The sequence below is a fragment of the Halobellus sp. GM3 genome, from assembly GCF_052545375.1.
The window spans coordinates 21,157-43,349 of the sequence record NZ_JBQWLT010000011.1; the positions used below are offsets into that span (position 1 = coordinate 21,157).

At 60.6% G+C, this 22,193-nt stretch carries 30 protein-coding genes; 8 read left to right on the forward strand and 22 right to left on the reverse strand.

Translation table 11 applies throughout. The features are described from left to right. Positions 1 to 30: 30 nt before the first annotated feature. From ACT3HL_RS15060 to ACT3HL_RS15100, 9 genes are all read right to left on the reverse strand, one after another. Positions 31 to 378 (reverse strand): hypothetical protein, encoded by a 348-nt coding sequence (locus ACT3HL_RS15060; protein WP_058365422.1) that lies wholly within the window; start codon positions 376 to 378, stop codon positions 31 to 33. Between the two features lie 71 nt (positions 379 to 449). After that, on the reverse strand, positions 450 to 1,451 hold the full coding sequence (locus tag ACT3HL_RS15065) for a DUF6610 family protein (protein ID WP_445087597.1): 1,002 nt from the start codon (positions 1,449 to 1,451) through the stop codon (positions 450 to 452). Positions 1,452 to 1,574: 123 nt separating this feature from the next. Continuing rightward, entirely contained in the window at positions 1,575 to 1,796 is a 222-nt protein-coding gene (locus tag ACT3HL_RS15070) for a hypothetical protein (protein WP_445087598.1), read from the reverse strand. 139 nt (positions 1,797 to 1,935) lie between these two features. Continuing rightward, positions 1,936 to 2,247, reverse strand: a complete 312-nt coding sequence (locus tag ACT3HL_RS15075) for a hypothetical protein (RefSeq protein WP_074879702.1) — start codon at positions 2,245 to 2,247, stop codon at positions 1,936 to 1,938. A gap of 97 nt (positions 2,248 to 2,344) precedes the next feature. Further along, complete coding sequence (locus tag ACT3HL_RS15080) at positions 2,345 to 3,505, reverse strand: hypothetical protein (protein ID WP_445087599.1); 1,161 nt, start codon at positions 3,503 to 3,505, stop codon at positions 2,345 to 2,347. 171 nt (positions 3,506 to 3,676) lie between these two features. Continuing rightward, entirely contained in the window at positions 3,677 to 4,219 is a 543-nt protein-coding gene (locus ACT3HL_RS15085; RefSeq protein WP_445087600.1) for a hypothetical protein, read from the reverse strand. Next, positions 4,216 to 4,761 carry a hypothetical protein gene (locus tag ACT3HL_RS15090; RefSeq protein ID WP_445087601.1) on the reverse strand — a complete coding sequence of 182 codons (546 nt, stop codon included), beginning with the start codon at positions 4,759 to 4,761 and terminating at the stop codon, positions 4,216 to 4,218. The genes ACT3HL_RS15085 and ACT3HL_RS15090 overlap by 4 nt, the downstream gene beginning before the upstream one ends. Before the next feature lie 116 nt (positions 4,762 to 4,877). Beyond that, positions 4,878 to 5,009, reverse strand: coding sequence for a hypothetical protein (locus ACT3HL_RS15095; protein WP_008458061.1), 132 nt, complete (start codon positions 5,007 to 5,009; stop codon positions 4,878 to 4,880). Beyond that, positions 5,009 to 5,677, reverse strand: coding sequence for a DUF6166 domain-containing protein (locus tag ACT3HL_RS15100; RefSeq protein ID WP_445087602.1), 669 nt, complete (start codon positions 5,675 to 5,677; stop codon positions 5,009 to 5,011). Before ACT3HL_RS15100 ends, ACT3HL_RS15095 begins: the two co-directional genes overlap by 1 nt. 136 nt (positions 5,678 to 5,813) lie before the next feature. On the opposite strand from ACT3HL_RS15100, the gene ACT3HL_RS15105 reads away from it, so the two are divergent. Continuing rightward, on the forward strand, positions 5,814 to 7,178 hold the full coding sequence (locus ACT3HL_RS15105; protein WP_445087603.1) for a restriction endonuclease: 1,365 nt from the start codon (positions 5,814 to 5,816) through the stop codon (positions 7,176 to 7,178). A 13-nt stretch (positions 7,179 to 7,191) separates the two neighbouring features. Here ACT3HL_RS15105 and ACT3HL_RS15110 read toward each other — a convergent pair whose 3' ends face one another. Together ACT3HL_RS15110 and ACT3HL_RS15115 are read right to left on the reverse strand one after the other, a co-directional pair. Then, complete coding sequence (locus ACT3HL_RS15110; RefSeq protein WP_445087604.1) at positions 7,192 to 7,764, reverse strand: hypothetical protein; 573 nt, start codon at positions 7,762 to 7,764, stop codon at positions 7,192 to 7,194. Positions 7,765 to 7,866: 102 nt separating this feature from the next. After that, positions 7,867 to 8,610, reverse strand: coding sequence for a winged helix-turn-helix transcriptional regulator (locus tag ACT3HL_RS15115; protein WP_445087605.1), 744 nt, complete (start codon positions 8,608 to 8,610; stop codon positions 7,867 to 7,869). 420 nt (positions 8,611 to 9,030) lie between these two features. On the opposite strand from ACT3HL_RS15115, the gene ACT3HL_RS15120 reads away from it, so the two are divergent. The 7 genes from ACT3HL_RS15120 (at position 9,031) to ACT3HL_RS15150 (ending at position 15,240) form a co-directional block, all read left to right on the forward strand. Next, positions 9,031 to 9,486 carry a zinc ribbon domain-containing protein gene (locus tag ACT3HL_RS15120; protein WP_445087606.1) on the forward strand — a complete coding sequence of 152 codons (456 nt, stop codon included), beginning with the start codon at positions 9,031 to 9,033 and terminating at the stop codon, positions 9,484 to 9,486. A gap of 3 nt (positions 9,487 to 9,489) precedes the next feature. After that, complete coding sequence (locus tag ACT3HL_RS15125; protein WP_445087607.1) at positions 9,490 to 9,909, forward strand: universal stress protein; 420 nt, start codon at positions 9,490 to 9,492, stop codon at positions 9,907 to 9,909. Between the two features lie 63 nt (positions 9,910 to 9,972). Next, complete coding sequence (locus tag ACT3HL_RS15130) at positions 9,973 to 12,312, forward strand: amino acid permease (protein WP_445087608.1); 2,340 nt, start codon at positions 9,973 to 9,975, stop codon at positions 12,310 to 12,312. A 5-nt stretch (positions 12,313 to 12,317) separates the two neighbouring features. Continuing rightward, entirely contained in the window at positions 12,318 to 13,004 is a 687-nt protein-coding gene (locus ACT3HL_RS15135) for an NAD-binding protein (RefSeq protein WP_445087609.1), read from the forward strand. 60 nt (positions 13,005 to 13,064) lie between these two features. Beyond that, the gene (locus tag ACT3HL_RS15140) at positions 13,065 to 14,615 is read left to right on the forward strand and encodes a potassium transporter TrkG (RefSeq protein ID WP_445087610.1); all 1,551 of its coding nucleotides are present in this window, start codon (positions 13,065 to 13,067) and stop codon (positions 14,613 to 14,615) included. Further along, positions 14,612 to 14,815: a hypothetical protein gene (locus ACT3HL_RS15145; RefSeq protein ID WP_445087611.1), complete on the forward strand. Its 204-nt coding sequence runs from the start codon at positions 14,612 to 14,614 to the stop codon at positions 14,813 to 14,815. Before ACT3HL_RS15140 ends, ACT3HL_RS15145 begins: the two co-directional genes overlap by 4 nt. A gap of 110 nt (positions 14,816 to 14,925) precedes the next feature. Next, positions 14,926 to 15,240, forward strand: a complete 315-nt coding sequence (locus tag ACT3HL_RS15150; protein ID WP_445087612.1) for a hypothetical protein — start codon at positions 14,926 to 14,928, stop codon at positions 15,238 to 15,240. A gap of 194 nt (positions 15,241 to 15,434) precedes the next feature. Here ACT3HL_RS15150 and ACT3HL_RS15155 read toward each other — a convergent pair whose 3' ends face one another. The 11 genes from ACT3HL_RS15155 to ACT3HL_RS15205 all read right to left on the reverse strand — a co-directional run bounded on the left by ACT3HL_RS15155 (position 15,435) and on the right by ACT3HL_RS15205 (position 22,087). Next, entirely contained in the window at positions 15,435 to 15,722 is a 288-nt protein-coding gene (locus ACT3HL_RS15155) for an amphi-Trp domain-containing protein (protein WP_445087613.1), read from the reverse strand. Positions 15,723 to 15,787: 65 nt separating this feature from the next. Then, complete coding sequence (locus ACT3HL_RS15160; RefSeq protein ID WP_445087614.1) at positions 15,788 to 16,183, reverse strand: DUF7567 family protein; 396 nt, start codon at positions 16,181 to 16,183, stop codon at positions 15,788 to 15,790. Positions 16,184 to 16,252: 69 nt separating this feature from the next. Then, positions 16,253 to 16,618 carry a DUF7568 family protein gene (locus ACT3HL_RS15165; protein ID WP_445087615.1) on the reverse strand — a complete coding sequence of 122 codons (366 nt, stop codon included), beginning with the start codon at positions 16,616 to 16,618 and terminating at the stop codon, positions 16,253 to 16,255. A 3-nt stretch (positions 16,619 to 16,621) separates the two neighbouring features. Further along, entirely contained in the window at positions 16,622 to 17,113 is a 492-nt protein-coding gene (locus tag ACT3HL_RS15170) for a hypothetical protein (protein ID WP_445087616.1), read from the reverse strand. 103 nt (positions 17,114 to 17,216) lie between these two features. Continuing rightward, positions 17,217 to 17,633, reverse strand: a complete 417-nt coding sequence (locus tag ACT3HL_RS15175) for a hypothetical protein (protein WP_445087617.1) — start codon at positions 17,631 to 17,633, stop codon at positions 17,217 to 17,219. A 95-nt stretch (positions 17,634 to 17,728) separates the two neighbouring features. Continuing rightward, positions 17,729 to 18,946, reverse strand: a complete 1,218-nt coding sequence (locus ACT3HL_RS15180) for a hypothetical protein (RefSeq protein WP_445087618.1) — start codon at positions 18,944 to 18,946, stop codon at positions 17,729 to 17,731. Between the two features lie 140 nt (positions 18,947 to 19,086). Further along, on the reverse strand, positions 19,087 to 19,749 hold the full coding sequence (locus ACT3HL_RS15185) for a DUF6735 family protein (RefSeq protein ID WP_445087619.1): 663 nt from the start codon (positions 19,747 to 19,749) through the stop codon (positions 19,087 to 19,089). 197 nt (positions 19,750 to 19,946) lie between these two features. Beyond that, a complete protein-coding gene (locus tag ACT3HL_RS15190; protein WP_445087620.1) occupies positions 19,947 to 20,279 on the reverse strand; it encodes a HalOD1 output domain-containing protein in 333 nt (110 codons plus the stop codon). A gap of 127 nt (positions 20,280 to 20,406) precedes the next feature. Continuing rightward, positions 20,407 to 20,787 carry a hypothetical protein gene (locus ACT3HL_RS15195; protein WP_445087621.1) on the reverse strand — a complete coding sequence of 127 codons (381 nt, stop codon included), beginning with the start codon at positions 20,785 to 20,787 and terminating at the stop codon, positions 20,407 to 20,409. A 91-nt stretch (positions 20,788 to 20,878) separates the two neighbouring features. Further along, complete coding sequence (locus ACT3HL_RS15200) at positions 20,879 to 21,067, reverse strand: hypothetical protein (RefSeq protein ID WP_445087622.1); 189 nt, start codon at positions 21,065 to 21,067, stop codon at positions 20,879 to 20,881. 138 nt (positions 21,068 to 21,205) lie between these two features. After that, positions 21,206 to 22,087, reverse strand: coding sequence for a biosurfactant protein 1 (locus ACT3HL_RS15205; protein WP_445087623.1), 882 nt, complete (start codon positions 22,085 to 22,087; stop codon positions 21,206 to 21,208). Between the last annotated feature and the right edge of the window lie 106 nt (positions 22,088 to 22,193).

A 22,193-nucleotide genomic window follows, 5' to 3' on the forward strand; every position in this document is an offset into this window, starting at 1 on the left:
CTCAGGGGCGTTCAAAAACCGCTCTGTCGGTCAGCGGAGCTCGTGGCGTTCGTCCGCAAAGCCAACCGTGACGAGGTACTCGAGGAACTCGTCGAACCGCTCGACGTCACTGGGCGTGTCGGTCGCAAGATGACGCGCCCACTCGATGGCCCACTGGAAGGCGGGATCCGTGCCGCCCTTGCCGTGAATGTACCACCACCGGGCCGCCTTGAGAACCACTATGGGATTCGTCGGCGGCTGCTCACCGGCGAGCCCACGGGTGATGGATTCGATTTCGTCGGGGACGTCGGCGGGATCGACCTCCGCTGATTGCGTGTTGTCGATATCGACGGGAATATCGTCGACCGAGACGTTGTCGGGACTCTGTTGTTGACTCACTGGAAGTCACCTCTGAGAGCTTTCGAAGGAGCCCTCGCCCTCTCTGGGGGCACGAAAAACAGGTCGCGAAGTCACGCCGGCGGGAGGTAGACGCTCTGTTCGCCGGCGATCTCCTCAAGGTTGTTTCGATGACGGTGGCTGAAGTAGCACTCGTAGCTGCAGTATCCACAGATAGCGCCGGTATCGTATTCGGCCACGTACGGGCCGCGGCGAGTTCGCCAGACGTTCGTCCCGCACTCGGTACAGACAGCGTCCTCGAGATCGGCAGGACTCGGACCCTCGTACTCGATGTCGAGCCCCTCGTCTTGCGGTGTCGTTTCGGGCCAGATTCCGTGGGTCCTCCAAAACTCACGGACGCGAGCGAGGCTGTGGCGCACCGTCTTTCGCACGGTGACGTGGTCGGCGTCGCGACCGCTGTCGTCCCAGCCGTCGGCCGTCCAGAACTCACCGAACTGCGCGCCGCGATGCAGCCCGTTCCAGTCGACGCCGACGATGTCGGCTGGTGGCTCGTCCGTGAGTGTCGGTCTGGTCAGCTGTCGAATGGCATCGAGCTGCTTGGGCGGACTCCCGCCGAGGATGTGGACGCGCCGACCTCTCCAATCGGCAGGGTCAGAGAACTCGTGGGCCAGGCGGTCGGCGTATCCCCGTGAATACCCGAGGACGAGGGTCTCGGGAATCGCGTCGATCACCGCCCGCGACTTCGGAACGACGATGATCTCGGCCTCTGGATAGCTCGCTTGGATCTCACGAGCAGCAGCGACGTGGGCGTCGATGTCGTCGATTTCGTCGACGTCCCCGATGACCCCGACCTGAGGTTCGTACTCGAAGAAACGGTCGACGAACCGCTCCAGATCGGGATTCCGGAAATCGTTGTCGAGCATCCCAACGGGGAGGCTAAGGTTCTGATACTGCGCCTCCTGGTACCCACAGTCCTCGCGAAAGCCGGGAAGGAAGCCGAGGTCGACAGCGTCGACGACAAACGGGGCTCGATGCAGAAACGCCACGTAGTCTGCCTGTCTGGCGGCGGCGATTTCGCGGGCGGTGCTGGCGCTGGAGCTCAGCTCGAGGGACATGATTAGGCTCGCGAGGCCGCTGCTGGCTGCCCCGCACCCATTCAGGGGCCCGAAAAACCGAGACTCAGGCAGTTAACCAACAATAAGGGAACCCACGCGGAATGTGTTGGTTAAGAACAGAACTTACTCTTCGCCCTCACGTAGCTCTTCGGCCTTCCATTTGAGCTGGCGCAGAATCTGCGTTCGATTCTGGTGGGCGTTCTCGTAGGCAACGCACTCCTGGAGGGTTTCCATATCCGGAATCGTCTCGATCCCTGCCTTGATCAGGCGCGTGTTCGGTGCTTCAAGCCGCTTTTCAGGCGGAAATTCGTCTGACGCCTCTGAGTCGTCTGTAGAAGTACCCATAACGGATGCCTCCACCTTTCGAGGGCACGAGCAACAGCAGAGAATTGAAGCAGTAGATCTTGGGAAGGTGCACCCACTGCGAATGGGACCACCAAAATAGAGGCCTTCACGACAGGATTCGCGCTGTCTCGAAGCCCAATCAGGCTTCCGAGGATTCGAGCAAAACGAGGTTCTGAACAGGGTATGGGTTATTCTCGCCGGCGAACTCGTCCTCAGGGACGTAATGCCAGAGGTGGCCGTCTACCTGGTAGAGAAACGACTCGCCGCCTTCTGCTTCAACTCGTACTCGCTTCCCGACATTATCGTCTTCTTCCCAGCCGATCACGGTCAACGGCTCGACGGGCCATTCAAAGAATTTGACCGAGTCACCAGACTCCAACTCTTCAAAAGTCTCTATATCCCCCTGCTGTGGCTCTCGCGCGTCGAGAGTCGGATTATGCTCAATAGACATGGTCTCTGGGTACGCCCCTACTCACTTAATACTGTCAGCAGTGGATTCCAGCCGCTAGAACGGAAGCACGCCTGGCGAATCTTCTCTCCGACTGCTCTTAGCCCATCGCCTCTTGGAACCGCTCGCGCAGCGCGTCCTCGCGTTCTTCGAACTGCTCGACTTTCTCCTGCAGGTCGTCGCTGACGCGCTCGATGCTCGCCAGCGCTCGTTCGCCGGCCAGCGAGGCCTGTGACCCATCGTCCCCGTCCGCCTCTAGCTGCTGCTCGTAGGCCTGCTCGACGCGCTCGATCGTGCCTTCCGGGTTGAACAGAATGTCGTTGGCGATGCGGACGTACTGATCGAGGGATGCCCCCTCTTTCCCTTGGAAGAAGTGGGTGAGGGCGTACGTCGCGCCGGAATGCAGCGTCCACATATCGATCTCGAAGGGGGACGCCGTATTGGCTTCTGCATCGCCGGCGGCACGCTCGGCCAGGTAGTCCGGGAAGCCCAGCAGGGTGTAGAACTCCGTGACGGTGAACGGGAGCTCCGAGAAGTCGAGGTCGATGTCCTGAGCATCTCGGATGAACCCGAAGAGGTCGTCGGCGACGAGTTCGACCTGTGCGAGGAGTTCCTCCCACCAGGTCCGGAAGTTCCGCACGTCGCCGACGTGTTTGATGACCTCCTTGTCGGTGAGCGAGCGCATCGTGTTCGAGCAGTAGCCGTCCTGGGCGAACCCCTCCACGTAGACGGCGTGCTCGCCGAAGAAGTCGTAGCCCGACGTGACGCCCATCGTGATCGGGTCCGACCGACCGGGAAGACGCACCTCGAGGCCATCGAACATGATGTCCATATGGACCTCGCCGCCGCCCCGGTAGCGCCGGATCTCGCCGAACATCACGTCACCCAGCGGCGCCCCGTCGATGGTCTCCTCGCGGAGGACCTCCTCCAGCGGCCCGTACACGTCGACAGGGTTGATGATCGAGTACGAGTCAGTCGGGATATGGAACAATGGGTCCGTCTCTGCGTCCTCATCTCGAACCTGCCCCCGAGCTCGACTCGGCTCGACGAGCGCGTTGAACCGCTCCGTTTCGACCCACTCGTCGGTGTAGGGATTCTGGTACGCCACGGTCGTCTCGACGGCCTGCGGAAGATCACGGACCGCCTCGGCGAAGGTCACGGGGTCTGCATTCCCGTGACGCTCTCGGTACCACTCTGGTAGTTCGGTGTCGGTACGCCCATCGACGCCAGCGAAGATGGTTCTGGACTCTGGATCTTTCATCTCAGTCACCTCACTTGAGGAATCCTCGTCGACGTGCGACTGCATCGTCTCGCGCCCTGCGCCCCTCTCCCGGGCGCAAAAACAACACCACGTTAACCAACACCCGTCTCTGAACGGCGAGGAGTGTTGGTTAATCCAGGTCCAGTCCGCGGCTCGGATCAGATGTCGGAACTACTCAGATTCGTCTCTCCGTACCCGGACCTGCCCAGGATTTGGAATCCAGGGGTGTGCTTCCCAGCAATGCCGAGCGTGACTATGCGGTGAGTCGAACTCTCTACTACAGGATCCACACTCGTAGGTGGCATCGGGCCAAGGTTCGCTGACGAACATCGCTGTCACCGTCGTCTCCACCGGCTCGGGGGCCTCGCTCCGCGTAACGTACCTGTAGCCGAGAACCGTCCGTTGCCCCATCGCTGTTCGGGCGACCTCGGTTGGCTTGTCCTCGGGGAGATACACCCAGCGAACGAAGTCGTCGACCGATTTCTTGGCTGAGGGCTGGAGGATGAGCCATCGCTCGTGGTCATCTCGGAACAGGTAGCGTTCGGTCCCCCTGTTTTGGAGGTATATTGGGTCACCCCTGCCGGGGACGAGCTGCAGTCCGAGCGACGGCGATACCGGTTTCAACAGCTGGTCGACGACCGATGGGTCGTCATCTGTCTGGCTGTCCGAATCAGTCTCCGCTACGAATTCATCGAGACTGGCATTCGTGATCACGGGGACCACCTCCCGAGTGAGGCCTGTTCCCGGTCGGACTCAGCTGGGATCTCGCAGAGAAACCGCCACTTTGGCTGCTCTCGGATCTGCTTATCGGGGCGATTTCCCGCTTGGCCGGGGTCCGTTTTACCGGCACAGTGCCAGCCCTTGTCTCTGAGCGCTTTGATCATCGAGCCGTCGAAGTCGGCTCGCACGAACGTCAGCAGGAGCCGAACGCCTCGTCGCCGACCGTGCCGACGCACGAACCGTTCCATCGACCGGGCGAGGGCGGCAGAGGCGAGATTGGGGAAATCGACGCCGATGCAAATCCGTGCTGCCTCGACGATTTCGTCACCCTCGAATCGCGTTCCGTCGTACTCCAGCGAGCGAATCAGCGGATAGCGCCACGTAATCGCACCTAGTAGCTGGTCCTGGTAACAGAGTCCGTGATGGACGAGATTCGTCCGGGGGACATCGTCCATATAGGAGTGATGTGCTTCGTAGATCGCGCCGGCGACGTGGCGCGGGATCGCTTCGATATGGACGCGCTCTGCGAACCGCAAACCGAGCGGCGCCGTGACCGGCTGCCCCTCCCGATGGATGGGACACGAGCACTCCTCGGGGGTAGGCGTATACTGGAAGCCGGTACTCCGTATTTGGTCTAGAGAGTGAGTTTCGGTCACGAGTCGGTGTCGTCGGTGCGCTCCTGTCGGTCGTTGTATCGCTCCAGTTCACGCCCGATTTTCTCGAGCGCCTCGACACCACGTTCGAGGAGCTGGTGGGTGGCTCGCGCCAGTCGAAGCGTCTCCATCAGTGCTCCCCCTCTGGGGGCTCGATGAGGTTGTTGCTCTCTTCTGCGAGTTCCTGGATCACCCGTTCTACGTCAGCCTCCTCGGTAACCACCCGATGTGCGAGCGGGGCAGGATATGCACGGTCGCCCTGGCTGCAGAGCACGACCAGCCACTCGTCGCTTCCATCTCCGAGTACGATGTAGTGGTCGCGATCAGCGCGCTGGAACACTCTTCGATCAGGGCGGGAGACGGCTCGCCAGTTCTCGGGGAGCGTCGGTGACGGCAGTCCACCGTCGGCGAGGGCGACGACGTCGTCGGTAAGGGTCGCCATCGCGGCGTCGATCTCCTCACCAGTGAGGTGCCAGCAGGCCGCTGCACCGTCGCACTCCAGCTGTGAGACCACCTGATCCCGGAACGCGATGTAGTGCTCACGGGCGAACTGCTCATCGTCGTAGTAGTCGAGGAGGAGCGCGCACGCGAGCTGGGCGGGCCCGCTACCACTGTACCCCCACTCGAACCCGCTCGGACTGTGGTTGACGAGGTCCAGACTGCGCTCGAGGGAGAGTCGCCGATGCTCCGAGAGGTTCAGGACGACGGCTTGGCCGTCGACGCGGAAGCCGACGTATTCGACTGCGTCTCGGTGAGCCTGACCTGGCGATGCGACTGGAACCGATTCCGAACTGGCCATAGGTACATTCCCGTTCATTCGTTGCTCGCGGGCGGTTCGGTGACCCCCGCACCCCTCTCAGGGGTTCAACAAACAGGACGGCGTAGCGTTCGGCAACGTATTTGGCAGTTGCAACGTACTGTCCACATAATTGAGGATGGCTGTACTGGACGATCTCTCGGGGTTCGAGTTCGAGGACGTGATGGAGGACGTGTTCCGGAACCTCGGCTACGAGAACGTCCGCCAGGCCGACCGCACGGCTGACGAGGGTCGCGACGTCATCATGGAGGAGGTCGTCGACGGCACCCGGCGTGCGATCATCGTCGAGTGCAAGCACACGGGGACAGTCGGGCGGCCGGTCGTCCAGAAGCTTCACTCGGCGATCGCGACGTTCGACTTCGACGGCCCGAAACGCGGAATGGCCGTCACGACCGGCCGGTTCACGAACCCTGCTCAGGAGTACGCCGACCGCCTCCAGCAGAACGACGACCCACACCCTATCGAGCTGCTCGATGGCGAGGACCTCCGGGAGATCGCCGACGAGATCGGCCTCGACCTCTACAACGGCCGCATCGAGATTCTCTGCGACGAGACGCTCCGCCCGTACGACCCGGCCGCCGACGTCGACGCGGCCGTCGTGGAGGCGTTCCGCGAGATCGAGAACATCGAAGCCGCCGTTCTCCCAGAACCACACTCATCGGTGACGTTCCGCCCGGTGGTCGCGGTCACCGCGGACACGAACGCGGTCTTCGAGACATCGGTGGGCGTCATCCACCGGATCAACGACCGGACCCGATTCGTCGCACACGCTGAACGCGGGCAGCCGCAGGTCGTCGATGAGGACGTCGGGACGCTGGTTACCGAGAACCTCCACGCGACGGTCGATCTCGACGCCGAGCAGTTCGGAGAGGTGTTCGACGACGTCGAGGAGCGGCGGTTCGGCCAGACGCAGACCGAGTACAAAGAGTGGGCCGTCGAGCGCCTCCAGCAGCACCACACGACGACGGTCACCTACACCGGCGACAACAACGTCACGTACAACAAAACCTGCGAGCCGAACCGCTCGGATATCTCCGTCCAGTCGATCGAACCAGTGTGCCTTCCCGAGGTACGACACACCACCGACATCCAGGAGTACACCTATCCCTACGAGTACTACGCGGCAGGCCCGTCACGAGTAACCGCCGAGGACGGCATCCATCAGTGCGTTCACTGTGACACGAGCGGCGGCGACGAGACGTACACCTACTGTCCGAACTGCGGGGCCATCGCCTGCTCCAGTCACATCAGAACGGAGCGGCTGGAAGGCGAGCCGATCTGTACGGGCTGTGCGGTGACCGAGCGGTTCGCGCTGAAGACGAAGTACTTCTACGACGACCAGAACCTCGAGGCGTTCCGCGAGGAGTACGCCGAGATGCCGCTCCACGAGAAGGCGATGGAGAACAAGTGGCTGGCCGGGGGGAGCGTGGTCGCGACGCTGCTGCTTGTCGTCGGACTCCTCGTCATCGGCGGCATCATCTGAGCGGCCTCGGTGTTCACGCCGGCTCAGCGACCAGCTCTTCGAGCGCGTACTCAAGCGGGCCGTTGAACTGCCACCTAGCCCGTTCGAAGGCCTCGTCGGTTGGCCCATCCCAGCGCGGGAACGCAGAGTGACCACTCACCTTGACGGTCCACTCGGAGGGGTCCTCGAACGGGTTCCGCGTCGGGAGTTCGACGATGTAGAGGTACTCTTCGTCGCCGTGGATGCCGTCGGCCGGATTCTCGACACCGTGTCCCAGCAGGAACATCGGCTGGTCAAGATGCTCCATATTGTCCGGGTCGAGGAGATCCGAGGGTTGGTCAGCGTGGATGCTCCGGTCACGCCCTTCATCCACGTAGAGGGTCATCGTCGAGAGCGTGTCGAGGAACAGGAACTGGGCAGCGGCGTACGCAGGCCCGCGCTCTGTTCGTGTCTCGTCTAGCAACTCCTTCAGCTGGACAAGGTCACGGAGGACGCTGTCGGGATAGCCATCCGAGTGACGGTAGATCTGTGCGATGTGGTCGGTTTCGGACTGTTCGTCTGCGGGCTCGCTCCGTTGGATGAATCGGAGTTGACTTCGTGTCGACATCGATCACCGCCGGCGCGTGTGCGCCGGCACCCATTGCCGGCGCCAGAAAAACACTCGCTGAAGCGAACTATCTACCCCGTTTCCGAACCGTTGGTTCCTGTCTCAGTCTCCGGTAAAGGCTTCGAGTGTCTCTTCATCTACTCCTGAACGTGAATGGATCGTGACGAAATCGTCCTCCTTAATCAACGTCTCTCCCGTTGGGGTGATGGTCCCCTCGTCACGGTTGATCCGGACGACAAGCACATCGGAGGGAATGAGCTCCTCTTCGTTCGCTTCCTGGAGCGTTTTCCCGGCGATGGGGGCCTCTTTTCTCACGATGATTTCGACGACGTCGGCGTCGCCTGCAAGCCCCGCGACGCCGGTCACTGGTGAGGCTCCCTCTTCGTCGCGGGGCCCGAATGGCGCGTACGGGCGGAAGTATTCTCTGTGGACTAGGTCCTCGTCGTCGATCTCGATTCCAAGTGATGTGATTCCCTGTGCAATACGCGTGAGGTCATCGGTATCAGTCCCGACGACCGTAATCCGGAGGTCACCTTTCCCGGACATGATCTCACGAACGTTGATGACGCCTGGGATATCGAGGACGCGTTGGGCCATCTCCTCGCGGTCCCGATTCCCTGTACTACAGACGTAGTGATTGGTCAGCCGCCCACCGACCTTTTGATAATCGATGTCGGCGTGGTATCCTCGAATCACCCCCTCTTCCTCGAGGCGTCGGATTCGGTTTCGCACCGTCGGTGCCGAGACGTCGACTTTCTCTGCGATATCCGGCGCAGAGGTATGACGAGCCTCCTGGGACAGATAATACAGGATTTGCTCGTCGACTGAATCGATTTGAACGGGCATATTTATACAGCGCGATTGACTCCGCAGCCTCTTTTATATTACCGTTACGTGACTGTTTGAATTCCTGGTAGACGCTCTCGTTGCGCCTCGCTGTGTCCTCCCTTGAACTATGAAAAATCTGCGGGAGAGACCCTAAGCCTGCCGTCGAACGAAAAGAAAACAACACGGAGAGATACTACGCTATCGTTTGAGAATACAGGGATTATTTATTGGTTCGCAATATGGCTTCGTATATGACTTCAATGACCACCTTCACCGCACCAGCATCCAGTGTGAATTCGCTGAGTGACTCGGGAAAGCGAACGGTCCGTCGGCATCCCTGTGGGAGACCCGGATTCAACCGGTCTCCGTCGCGTCCCTCGACTGAATGGGCACGCAGACCGGATGACTTCGCAGCTCCCCCCAGACGGAGGTAAGACGATGGGGAACTCAAATGGAGAACCCACGCCGCCGGAGGATCTCTCCGAGGCGTTGATTCAGCGGATCGACGCGCTGGAGCTCCCGGAATTGAAATCCCTTCTGTCGTACGTTGAGCAGCGCATCGACGCGCTACGAACGCCGATCGAAGAAGAAATCGAGGCCAACGCGGCAGGGGAGGTCCTCGACATCGAGAATCACGGTGCCTACGCGATCGTCCGAAAGCACCCACCCGACCCGGATGGTGATGGAGCGAATACGGAGATTACCTCCCTCTATCACGTGCGACGGGAGCCACAGCTAGACGGCACGGAATCACTGCACTGGGCGTATCTCGGAGACGTCCACAATAACACGCAGACCCGGTGTGAAACCTGCGGACGAACGCTTGACGAAGACGTCGATACCTGCCCGCATTGTGGTAGCGACGACATCGACAATTCTGACACGGAGGAATAACCTATGCCAGAGTCACTAACAGCCCATCTCGTCGTCCCGGTTGTGAACGAAGAGGATGCAAGAGAAACCGCAAAGGCGTTAGACGCGTACGAATATGACCGCGTAACTGTCATTCACGTTATCGAGAAAGGGGAAGGTGTTCCTGACAAGATTCCCGTCGAACAAGCCGAACAACGAGCAGCGGACGCGTTTGCGGCGTTTCGAGAGACTATCTCAGATATCGAAACGGAAACCGCCTACCGCCGAGACGTGGTTGGTGCCATCATCGATCTTGCGGCAGACGTGGATGCCAGCGCAATCGCGTTTCGACCCCGGGGCGGCAGTCGGCTCGTCCAGTTCTTGTCCGGGGACACGGCCCTCAAACTGGTCACAGACGCGGACCGTCCGGTTATCGCACTCCCAGAAGAGGACAGTAGCGAATGACGGTCGATCTAATTCGAATATGTACACACGGAGCGACGCCCACAACGACGGGGGTGGTCGACGATGAGTGAGACTGATCAAGAACTCGCCCGTGATCTCGGTTTCCTCGAGGCGTACACGATTGGCCTAGGGACGATGATCGGAGCGGGGATTTTCGTCCTTCCGAGCATCGCTGCCCAGCAAGCTGGCCCTGCCAGTATGGTCTCGTTCTTTGCAGGGGGGATCGTCTCGTTGCTGGCCGCGCTCTCCCTCTCGGAGTTGGCAACGGGGATGCCGAAAGCTGGCGGCAGCTACTACTACGTCAATCGGGCGCTCGGGCCGTTCTTCGGGAGTATCGTCGGCTGGGGCATGTGGGCCGGCCTGACGTTCGCCTCGGCATTCTATATGATCGGCTTCGGTCAGTACCTCCTCCCGGGGCTCGGTCAGTACGTCGGCTTTCTCGCTGGCTGGGGCCAGATCGGGATTACTGTTGCTGCCTTGGTGATGGCGGCGCTCCTGACGGCTGTCAACTACTACGGCGTCAAGGAGACCGGTTCGCTACAGAACGTCATCGTCCTCACGCTCGTCGGCCTCATTGTGGCTTTCCTCGCGTTGGGGTTCATCAGTGGCCCGACTATCGGCGAGTTCAATCCTGAGGGCTGGCCGGCGGTCGCGGCGACGATCGGGACGGTCTACGTGACGTTCATCGGGTTCGAGGTGATCGCGACCAGCGCCGAGGAGATCAAGAACCCGAGTCGGAACCTCCCGCTCGCGATGATCGCGTCGGTCGTGACGCCGACGCTGATGTACGTCGGTGTGATGTTCGTCTCGACGGGCACGCTGTCGATTGAGGCGCTCGCGACCTCCGAAGTCCCTGTGGCCGACGTCGCGACCGAATTCATGGGGTCGATCGGCGCGCTGGCGATGATCGTCGGTGCGGTGCTCGCGACGGTTTCGAGCGCGAACGCGAGCATCCTCTCGGCGGCCCGGGTCAACTTCGCGATGGGCCGGGACCGGATTCTCGTCAACTGGCTCAACGAGGTCCACGAACGGTTCCGGACGCCCTATCGAGCTATCACGGCGACGGGGATTATCACGCTCGTGCTGATCGCCATCGGTGTCGGCATCGGGACGCTCGCCGAGGTGGCGAGTTTCATGTATCTCGTCACGTACGCTCTCGTTCACGTCACTGTTGTCGTGTTGCGCCGGGCGAATCCAGAGGCGTACGATCCGGCGTTCCAGATCCCGTCGGTCCTGTATCCGATCGTCCCAGTGGTCGGGATGCTGGCCTGTCTGGCCGTCCTCTTCCAGATGTCCGTCGAGTTCGTCCCGACCGTCGTTACGCTCGGACCGGTCGAACTCGCCTTGCCCGTCACGCCGACGCCGGTCGGTGCGATTGGGACGGTCCTTGTCGCCTTTGGCATCGCCTGGTACTACCTCTACGCGCGAGACCGCGCCCTGAGTGAGAGTCTCGTCGGCGAGGCGATCGCCCCTGAGCCAACGGTAGTCGCGAACGGTGACGACCGCTACCGTGTGGTGGTTCCGGTTGCAAACCCGGAGACGGAGCAAGACTTGCTCCGGATGGCGGCGGCCAGCGCGCACGCCCACGAAGACGAGAACGCCGAGGTCATCGCCGTGAACGTTATCGAGGTCCCCCGCCAGACGTCGCTCTCGCAGGACCTCGAATTCGAAGAGGAGCGGGTCGAACGGCAGCAGGCACTGCTGGACTCCGCCCGCGATATCGCCGCCGATCTCGATATCGGGCTTCAGACCCGGGCAATCGTCGGTCGCAATGCTGGCTCGGTCATTCTGGATGTCATTGAGGAGGAGAACGCGGATCACGTCCTCCTCGGCTGGCAGGGGACCCGAAGTCGACGAGAGCACGTCCTCGGGTCCACGATCGATCCCGTCATCGGACGCGCACCATGTGATGCGACGCTTGTGAAGCTCGGCACCGAAGGTGGGCGGGGCGAGGGCGACATTATGGTCCTCGCCGGACGGGGTCCACACGCGCCGATTGCGGCCCGGCGAGCATCGGAATTCGTCGCAGCGGCCGACGACGCCTCGCTGACGCTGCTCAACGTACAATCGCCGGAAACCGATACTGACGATGAGAGCTCCCCTACCGAGCGCGGTGAAGCGGTGATCGAGGAGCTAGCTGAACGCGCAGGAATCCAATATATGTCATACGAGACTGAGATTAGAGTCGCTGAGGATACCGAACAGACGATTCTGGAGGCGGCGGCGGAATACGATACAATCTGCGTTGGGGCGACTCGCTCCGGCGCGATTTCGCAGGCAGTGTTCGGGTCGCTCCCGGAGACCATCGGCGAAGAAGTAGACAAGACGGTCGTGATGGCACGCGGCCCGGAGGAATCGGCAATGTCGGTCCGTGAAGCGCTACTGCGGCGATTGGAGGTGTAACCGATATGTACATCATCATCATCGGCGCCGGCGACATCGGCACGCCGCTCATCGATATTGCGACCAAGTCCGGGAACGAGGTCGTCGTCATCGAGCGAGACGAGACCAGAGCGAATCGAGCGGCCGACGAGTTCGACTGTCTGGTGCTGAACGCCGATGCGACGTCGAAGGACACGTTAGAGGATGCGGGGGCAACCCAAGCTGATGCCCTCATCTCGACGACCGACCAAGACGCGACGAACGTGATGACCTGCCTCCTCGCGAAGGAATTCGAGGTGCCCGCGATCCTCTCGGTCGTCCATAACCCCGAGCACATGGGGCTGTTCGAGCAGATCGGCGTGAACACGATGCAGAATCCCCAGCAACTCATCGCCGAGTACCTGTACCGTGCCGTGGCACGGCCGGCGATTGTCGACTTCATGCGGATCGGGGACGAGGCCGAAGTGTTCGAGATCACGGTCACTGACGAGGCACCAATCGCGGGCAAGACACTCAATGAAGCTGCCCAATCGGGGCTGCTCACCGACGAGATGCTCGTCGTGGCAATTGAACGGGACGAAAACGACCACCCGATAACCCCGCGGGGTGAAACGACGATTCAGGTGGGCGATCTACTAACGGTCTATTCCGGCGTTGGAGCTGACCCGGAGATTACGGATATCTTTGGCCACTATGAGGACAAGGAGGAGTGAGGTGTCCATGATTTCGTCCTGGCACCGCGCGAGTCAGCTACCAGTCACCACAAGGAACGTATGAACGGGGCTGTCGCGACCGTCGGCCGCGACCTCGGACGCATCCTGGAAGCGCTCGGTGGGTTGATGCTCATCTCGCTCGTCGTGCCGATCGTCTGGGGCGAGTACTTCGCGCTCCCGGCACTTCTCGTCTCCGCCCTCGTCCCGCTCGGTATTGGATGGGTGCTCTATCGGCGGTTCGACGGTGCGGAAGCTCCCGGTCGGTTCCACGGGATGATCGTCGCCGCGTCGGGATGGTTTTCCGTGGGTATCTTCGGGTCACTTCCGTTCCTGTTGATCGCCTGGAGCGTCCAGCTCGGCGTCCCGGGGTTCACGACGCCGGCGCAGACGGCGACCCTCGCGGCGTTCACCGAGCCGTTGAACGCCGTCTTCGAGAGCATGAGCGGCTTCACCGGGACGGGCCTCACGATGACCGACAACGAAGAGGTACTGCCGAGGACGCTGCAGTGGTGGCGAACCTTCACCGAATGGGTCGGCGGTGTCGGCGTGATCGTCCTGACGACGGCCATCCTCTCACGCCCCGGGAGCGGCTCGTTAACGCTCTACGAGAGTGAGGCTCGCTCAAAGAAGATCCACCCGAGCATCGTCTCGACGGTGCGGACGATCTGGTGGATCTTCATCCTGTTCACGTTCGGGTCGATCCTCGCGTTGTGGCTGGCGGGGATGCCGATCTGGGGAGCGATCAACCACGGGATGACCGGACTCGCGACAGGCGGGTTCTCGATCACGGACAACTCGATTGCGACCTACGACAGCGTCGCTATCGACTTCGTATTGATTCCGATTATGCTGCTGGGGAGCATCGCGTTCCCGGTCCACTACCTCATCCTCCAGGGGGACCTCCGGAACTTCTACTCGGATCTCCAGACGCGCTGGGTGTTCGGCTATATGGGCGTCGGATCGGCGTTGCTGTGGGCGTTTCTCTACTTCGCCGGTCCCTACGAAACGCCGTTCGCAGCCCTTCGGTACGGCCTGTTCCAGTTCGTCTCGGCGGCGACCTGTACCGGCTTCCAGACGGCCGTCGACGCGACCAACGTCGCGCTCGGTAGCTGGCCGTCGTACGCCCAGCTCACGGTCACGTTCGGGATGTTCGTTGGAGGAGCCGCGGGGTCGACTGCGGGCGGTATCAAACTCATTCGGGGCCTGACGCTCGTGAAGGGGATTCGCCACCAGATCGCGGACGTGTTCTACCCCGAAAGCGCCATCCGTCGACTGGAAATTAACGGCCGGCGACTGAACGAGGAAGAGGCGAGCCGTGAGTTCATGGAGGCCGCGATTATCGTCGTCCTCTGGAGTACGTTCCTCGTCGTGGGGACGTTCCTCCTGTTGCTCACACTGCCGTCGGGGGAGTATTCGCTCGCGAACGTTCTCTTCGAGGTTGCCAGCGCTCAGGGGAACGTGGGCCTTTCGTCGGGGATTACCGGTCCTGACTCGCTGCCCACGATTGGAAAGATTGCGTTCCTCTTCCACATGTGGATCGGCCGGCTGGAGATCATCCCGGTCCTCGTGATGCTCCGAACGATCTTCAAGCGCGGAGGGGTCTACCGATGAAATCGCGCGACATCCCCGTCCTGTCTCCCGTGTTCGAGGCAGGGGCTGACGACCGGGTTTTCGACTCGCTACTGCTCATCGGGCCGCTCGTCATCGGGCTGATCGTCGTCCTTGGGCGGTCGATCGTCACCGAGGCGGTCGCCATAGCCTACATCGCCGTATTCGTCGGGTACACGCTGTATCGAGGCATTCGAACATAACCATACAATTAGGGATGTCAAACGAAATCCCTCCGAAATCGAGGCGCGCTCAATTAGCGGGATTCCTCGAGCGATGGTTCCGCTGGGGTGCCACCTGGGGAACTCGTGGGATGCTCATTAGCGCCCTTCCCTTCATAGGGTACATCGTGATTGGCGGTGTTCTAACCCTCGTCGAGAGCCGATGGGCACCAGAGAATTTCCTCTCGATGACGGCCGATCCCGGATTCGTGCTGACTGGGACGCTCGTCTGCCTGTTTATCATCGAGGCTACGGCCTCGTTCATCCTGTACTATTTGCTCACGGGATTTGAAGACGAACGGTCGCAGTTTGTCCTCTTGATGAGCTATATCGGGCTTGGGTTCGGTGGGGCCGCCCTACGAGTGTTTCTTCCGTCTTGTCTTGCATTCCTGTCGAGATGGCTTTGACCCGTTGGCAGGGAACTTTCGGGTGGAGATTGGTGAGAAAGTAACGGAAGATACGACACATCCTCGCGTTCCTCATAGCCATTTTCCCTTCTAAGCTGGGATGAGTGCACTCGGGAATCCGCTCGACCAGCAAGAACCGTCCAAAACCCGGAGCATCAGCTGAAGTGGCCGTTCTCGACGGCCTAACACCAAATTTACTCGATCTCGAGGCTCCCAGTCCCTCCCTCCGCGCCCCCTCCATTTTCGTCCCATTCGAGTTCGAATTCAATACTCAACTCTCCAGAGCCATCCACTGGGCCTTCGCGTTCGGCCTTGACCTCGAACGTGGGCCGTGCAGGCGGATCCATCGTGACAGACTCAGATCCGGCCTTCAGCGTGATTGCGTCTCCCTGTTCAAGTTTGTCAGCGACGCTCCGGAGGTACGACGCAATTTCGTCCCGGCTCTGGGCGCTTTCGGATTTGAATAATACTTCTTCGGGCATACACTATATTCTACACCGCCGACTCTGATAAGTGACCGTCTCAATCTGCCGGAGGGAATTCTTCGCTACGCCAAATGCGACACCTCGTCTGGCTCCTCGGCGTCGTCGAATTCTCCGCGCTCGACAGGCTTCCAGTCTTCACCTGGCTCCGGACTCCACCAGTCGACCTCGTAGGCGCCCGGTGCGCCGAGAATCTTCACTCGTGCCGACCCATCAGGCAGGTCGCGACGTAGCTTCTCGTCGACGTGGAGGTTCCAGGTCGTGGTTGAATCGAAGCAGGCGAGCACGGCCTCCTCGTAGCCGCGTGTTTCTCGGGATTCTTGGAGTTCAACCTGGGTGTTGCAGTTCTTGCAGAACACCCCCTCAAAGGGGATGTGGGTGAAGACCTCCTGCCCGCAGACGGGGCACCAGAGGAACTCGAACAGTGCCTCACTGTGTCGGTCAAGTACTTCGAGGGTCATTGGTTGACTAACCCGGACGTACCGGGCCACCACCTCGTGCCCGGCCGAAAAACAGCGCCCAGCGCTCACTCACCGTTCGGCGCCGTAGACGATGCGTGAGGGGGCTTCGTACCCACAGTCGGGGCAGTCGTACCACCGCTGGACTTTCGCCCCGTCTGCTGCCTTCTCGCCGACACGAACGTCGTCGTTCGGACATTCCGGACAGCTGAGGACCGGAGCGGGCCGCTCCCGGAGTTCGCCACGGAATGACGTCGCGTCCTTCGTCTCGTATCCTCGCGACCACACGGGGTAGCCGTCGACGATGATTGCTCCGCGCCACTTGTACCGGTAGGAACCCGGCGCTCGGTGCAGGACGGCTCGCGCACCGGTCTCGGTGTTCCGATACGCGAGCGTCGGCGAGCGGCTCTCGCGTCGCCAGTTGGTGATGGGAGGCATTATTCAGAAGTGGACGTCAGCGGGCACGATCCAGAGCTCATCACTCTCCTCGAGGAGTCGGTCCAACTGTCCACGGTGGCGAATGCCGGTTCCGTGTTCGGTGTACAGAAAGATCGTCGGGCCGTCGTACGCACCGACCTTGTGGAAGGCGTGCCGGGCGAGGTCCTCGTCGCGCATGATCTCCTCGTCGGAGAGCTCCTCGATGGCCTCCTTCACCCGGTCGAGATTACGCTCGAATTCCTCCTTCGTCGCCTCCCAGCCACGCTCGAGCAGGTCCTGGCCGTCATCAGAGTCGACGGGGGCTGCCGTCGGGAGCTCACCCCATCGCGCCTTCCCCGCAACGGACGTGTCCTCCTCATCAAAGGTCACGTAGTAATCGAAGACGGCGCCGGCGTGTGGGTCCGCGCCGACCAGGCGGTCGAACACCGACTTTCCGGTGACCAGCGCGTCGTCGTGCGTCGATGCCTCTACCAGTGCGTAAATCACCATGTGCATCTCGAACACCTCGTAACGCCGACGCACCGGGTGTCGTTGGTCGCTCCAGCTGCGCCGGCACCCATCGCCGGCGCTCGAAAAACCTGCTCGTGACGGCGGATTCTCAGGCCTCGTCCGCTCGTTCGACAGTGATGGTCAGGTCACCCGATTGGTAGTCGGCCTCGAAGTCGACGACGAATGCGTCCGCCTCGTAGGCGGCGTGGTAGGCGCGGTGGCGTTCGAGCGAGCCTGTCGCCTTGAAGTGGAAGAACGCGGCCGCCGTGTAGGGCTTGCTCTGGGTTTCGACCTGCGACTCGACGGATGCGGGGAGCGCGATCTGGGGCGTCTCCGTGTCGATACTCGCAGCGAACTCCTTCGCTTCCTCGACGGTTGCTTGCGAATGTGCCGGTGTCTTGCCGGTGAGCACGTTCACCGGGGTTTCCGTCTGGTCGGTGAACAGGACATCTTCGAAGGTATGTGTCCCGAGGATCGCCTCGGGATCCAACTCGCAGTCGTGAAACGGATCGTCGTTTGAGTTCATCGAATCACGAGCCTTTGGCGGGGCTCATCCATTCCGACCCCTGAAAAACAGCAGTTGCCACGAAGCAGATCGAACTAGGATGTCGCCCCACTCGATTATTTCAGGTTGAATACTTTGACAGCGACCCTGACTGGTGTACCTGAGTCGATGTTGAATCGGTACACGTCGTGATCATCGTAACCCGGTAACTCTGTCTCAAATTGCTTGTGACTCTTCGTCGCCTTCTCCGCCTTCCCACGTATCTCGTCGAACCTCGCTCTCCTAGAGAACATCATCAAACACGCATGCGAATCCCGGACCGTTAGATTCCCCAAGAGCTGGTCCATAGCGTCTACGAACTGAGCCTGTCCAGACCAGAACTTGCACTCTGCAACGAACAAATTCCGGTTTTCGTACGGAAGCAGAATATCAGTCTTTCCACTTCGGTTGAAAGACTCGCCCTGTGCAATCCCGGCGTAGTGAGAGTTGATCCCTGCGAGAAAAATATCACGCAGGGACTCCTCATCCAGATCTCGAACCCTTTCAGCAGATCGTTCGATATTCACTCCCAGATCATCAATAATCCCGAGAATCTCCAAATAATGATTGTCTGGAACAATATCCGGAGAACTGCTGTCCTCAAGCTTCGGAAGCTCAATACTCCGCTTCTTCTCAGGGACTACGAACCCCTGACTTCCAGAACCACCTGTATCGACACCGAGATCCTCCATAACCTTTGTCTTGGTTTCAACCTCGCCTCGACGCCTTTCAATCGCCGAACGAGCTTTGTTTTCAAATTTCTCCCGCATCTGCCTGATGTCGGAATTGAGGTTCTCAACCCACGAGCGGACATCATCCTTCCAGTCCTCGATATCAGAGTGAAGTTCCTCTTTTACCTCTTCCGCATCCCGGTTCTGCGTCCGGAAATCAAAGTATCTCACAACCTCACTCTTTCTGAGCTTGTCGTACAATGGAGGGCTGAAATTGTAGCTGCTAGGCTTGTAACGGAATAGTTCCTTACCCCCGTCAAACTGGAACTTTACCTTCAGCCTCTCGTATTTCCTAGTCGGTGTGCCTCGACCGGGGGTTGGAATCCCAGTTCGGTTTTGAACTTCTTTCTCCACCTGTCCTCCGTCCTTTTTGATAACGTCGTGAAGTTCGATCTGAGAAGGAGTATATTTTGAAGAGAAAATTATCGCTAGTGAGTCCGTACTGTTCTCATCCAGCTCTTCCGAGGTGAGCGATGAGATCTCGTCCTTCATTTCTTCCTGCTTCTCTCTTTTCAGGTCGAGGAAATTGTAATCACAGAATAGAGCACTTCGATTCCTTGCCATTACAGAGAAATTCACTGGCCCAATATATTGGTACTTTCCCCACCGTATGAACTGCTGACCGATACCGCTGATTAGTCACTTCCCTGTATTCAGCACGGCTTCAGAAAACTACCAGTGGCTGAGGGTTCAAACAGAGCCAACTAGGAGTGGTTCAGGCTCGCCTTCTCGAAGGGTGATTCTCCGGTCGGAATGAGCAGCTCCTGTCGGTCTCCGACTCGCTCGGCCAGCTTTCGTTTCAGGTACTGCCTCGCCGTCGACGGCGTGAAGACGCCTTTGTCGAGCATATCGCCGACGACGTCTTTGAGGGCCGCGAACTGTCCCTGCAGGTGGCCGTCACCGACCGGCTCGCCATCGTACCAGCGCACCGTCGCGAGCGCGCCGTTCCCGACCGTCTCTCCCTGTTCGACTGTCTCCGAGTCGTACTGGAGGCCGAACCACAGCGTCCGGTAGGCGGTCACCTCGAACGTCGTCGACACCACGAAGAACGCCTCGTGGTGGAGGTAGTCGAGGTGGTCAGCGACGATCTCGTCGAGGGTGAGCCCGGTAGCGCGGGGCTTCGGTTCGATGATCGTCGACGGTCGGTCTTCGCCGGCGAGGTAGCCGTCGACGGCTTCTGCCTCGAGGCCATCGGCCAGTTCCGCCAGCAGCTGTTTCGCCCACTCGGAGTCGGTGTCGTCGCCACCGAAGGGCGACTCAGCCGAGATTCGGTGCTTGAGCTTCAGGTTCGCTGCGCCCCAGTGGCTGTAGTGGAGCGTGTACTGTCCGTCTGTGCGTTCGTACGCAACAAGTGCGCGGTGTCCCATCGAGCAATCACCTCACGGGGCGATCGCGACTGGATCGCCCCGCACCCCTCCCGGGGGACGAACAACTCTACCAGTAGTTGCTAGCGAGGCTTCTTTATTCGGGATGAGTACCGAAATCGGGGCGGCTAAGTCGGTAAGTGGAGCTGCGAATGAATCGGCAGCTCTAGCCACATAGAGACGCCGTGTTAGGCGATGGTCTACTCAAAGACCGGTTCTGGTTCGGTGGGTTGAGTCGCATCACAGACGCGGATACGACCGTCGGAGCGGACGAACACGTTCCACGTTTCTACGCGAAAACTGAGGAGCGTGTCACCGTTCTTGACGCCATCAGAAGGTTCAAACAGCGCGTTAAGGGCGTCCGGGTCAACGTAATCGAACAGTGGTGGGAGTTCAGTCGGATCAACACCGGCAGCGTCCGCCAGAGCCCGTAAAACAGCCTCTGTAGCAGAGCTATCATTCCCGAAGTCGTATTCCGCATCAACGACCGGTGTGCATCCACGATAGACAAGTAGTTCTCCCCGATTGCCCATATTACCTTGACTCACTCAATCCATAAATTGTTGTCGTGAGGATATGGGTGACATTACGTCCTCGTTCTGTACTGACCGGCTGTTTCAGCTCTCACTCTGAATAAGGAAACAGTATCGGAAACTACTGCTACTCGTCGATCGGGTCGGGGGAACTGAGGTCTGCGTGGAGGACTTCGCCGTCGCGAACGACGTACCGCTTGGCCAGGACGGGGAAGCGGCACTTGGTGAACCCCGCCGTCTGGATATCGAATTCTTCGTCAGCTTCGAGGTGGTCAGCGAGTTCTCTTAGGAATTCGTGGGTCACGATGCCGGCCTCGTAGTCCGGGAGGCCGTTCTCCCGCGCCTCGTACACCTCGAAGTCGTCGTATCCCCAGATGATGAGCTCTCGGTCCTCAGTGACCTCCCAGTCGAGCGTCCCGAAGCAGTAGCTCTCACAGAGCTCGCGGACTGCCTGCGGATCCGATACGATCGCGCCAGTCGACGTCGTCGCAGCTTGCAGTGTCGCCATGTCTGGAGTTCACGGGGTCGCCCCCGCACCCCTGTCGGGGGCGATAAACCGACGTGAGAGGTGCCTCCCGAGGCGTGGCCGGCGACTCCAGTTAGGAGTCTGCGTGGGCGTCCGCCCCGGCTCCGTCGCCCGGCCGCGTGAGAAGGCTCACCCCTTCCAGGAGATCTCTCGCGGTCTCGACTCGCTCTCGATCCGCGTCGTCCAATCGGTCGACGTCAAGTCGGTTGAGATTGCTGAGTATACGATGCATCCGGTACCCTTGTTTGAACTCTTGCTCCATCGGAAGCGCCTCACCGCTCGCCGGCGCGGAAAGACTTCCTAGCGAGACTGGCATCGGGCTTGCAGGAAATCACGGCCTTAACCAACGAACCTTGACGGTACTCGCAGGTTGTTGGTTAATCGACGCCCAGTACTGGCGCTACTCGAGACTGGGGCCGTAGCGAGCCGAGCCACACACCCGGCACTCCCAGATCGGTTGCCCCGTCCACGCCTCATCCGGGACCGACTCATTCGTCTTGAACCGATGGTCGGTCGCTCGTCCACAGGTTTGACAGTCGAGTTCCTGCGTCGTCGGTACCGACGACTCCTGCTGATCAGCCCCAGCTTCGCCGGCGGATTCGGTCAGCGCCATCGCTGGAACCAGCCATACCGCGTCGTCGGCGTCGTCGAGGACCGCGTCGAGACGCGACGCGTCGCGGATGCCGTCCCCACGCTGGTCGTAGAGCCGCGTCGGGACCTGCTCCTGACGCTCCGACGCTTCCTGTCCGTGCCACTCAGTCCGATCACGGGCGGCACTGAGAAGCCGCTCTCCCTCCGCTGACGACACCTGTACCGCGTCGGGGAGTGGGGGCCATTGCTCGACCAGCTGGCGCGCCGGCGCCTCGTCGAGATCGTAGATGAGCGTGTAATCGTCGACGGCCGGCTCCGCCTCGTTAGCGGAGAGGAGGTTCGCCGCGGCGCCGCCCTTCGCGACGGCGCCGTAGAACGTGGTCGACTCGACGACCAGGTGGACGATGCCGAGGTACGTCGTCGATGCTGACTCGTCCGTGCCAGTCGCATCACCACCGAGATGGTTGGCGAGACAGAACCGGCATTTCGTCTGGCCGTCTGGGACTGACGCCCCACACGACCGGCACTCGCTATCGGCGGCCGTCGGCGCATCCGGGTAGCCACCAGTGCTCGTCGCGACGCGTTGCCGCCGGGGGGCACCCTCACAGCCGTCGTCCAGCCTCGTGTCCGGAATGTGGGACGCCTCGCCAGTCGGCCGCAATTCCTCAAAGTCGGAGTAACGACCGTTCATAGATACCACCCTGTGGAAACCGATCCTCGCAGCTGAGAGAACGAATGTGTTCGCTTGCCTACGCTACCGCCGTTGCCGGTGGAGGGTAGCATCCCCCACCTGACTA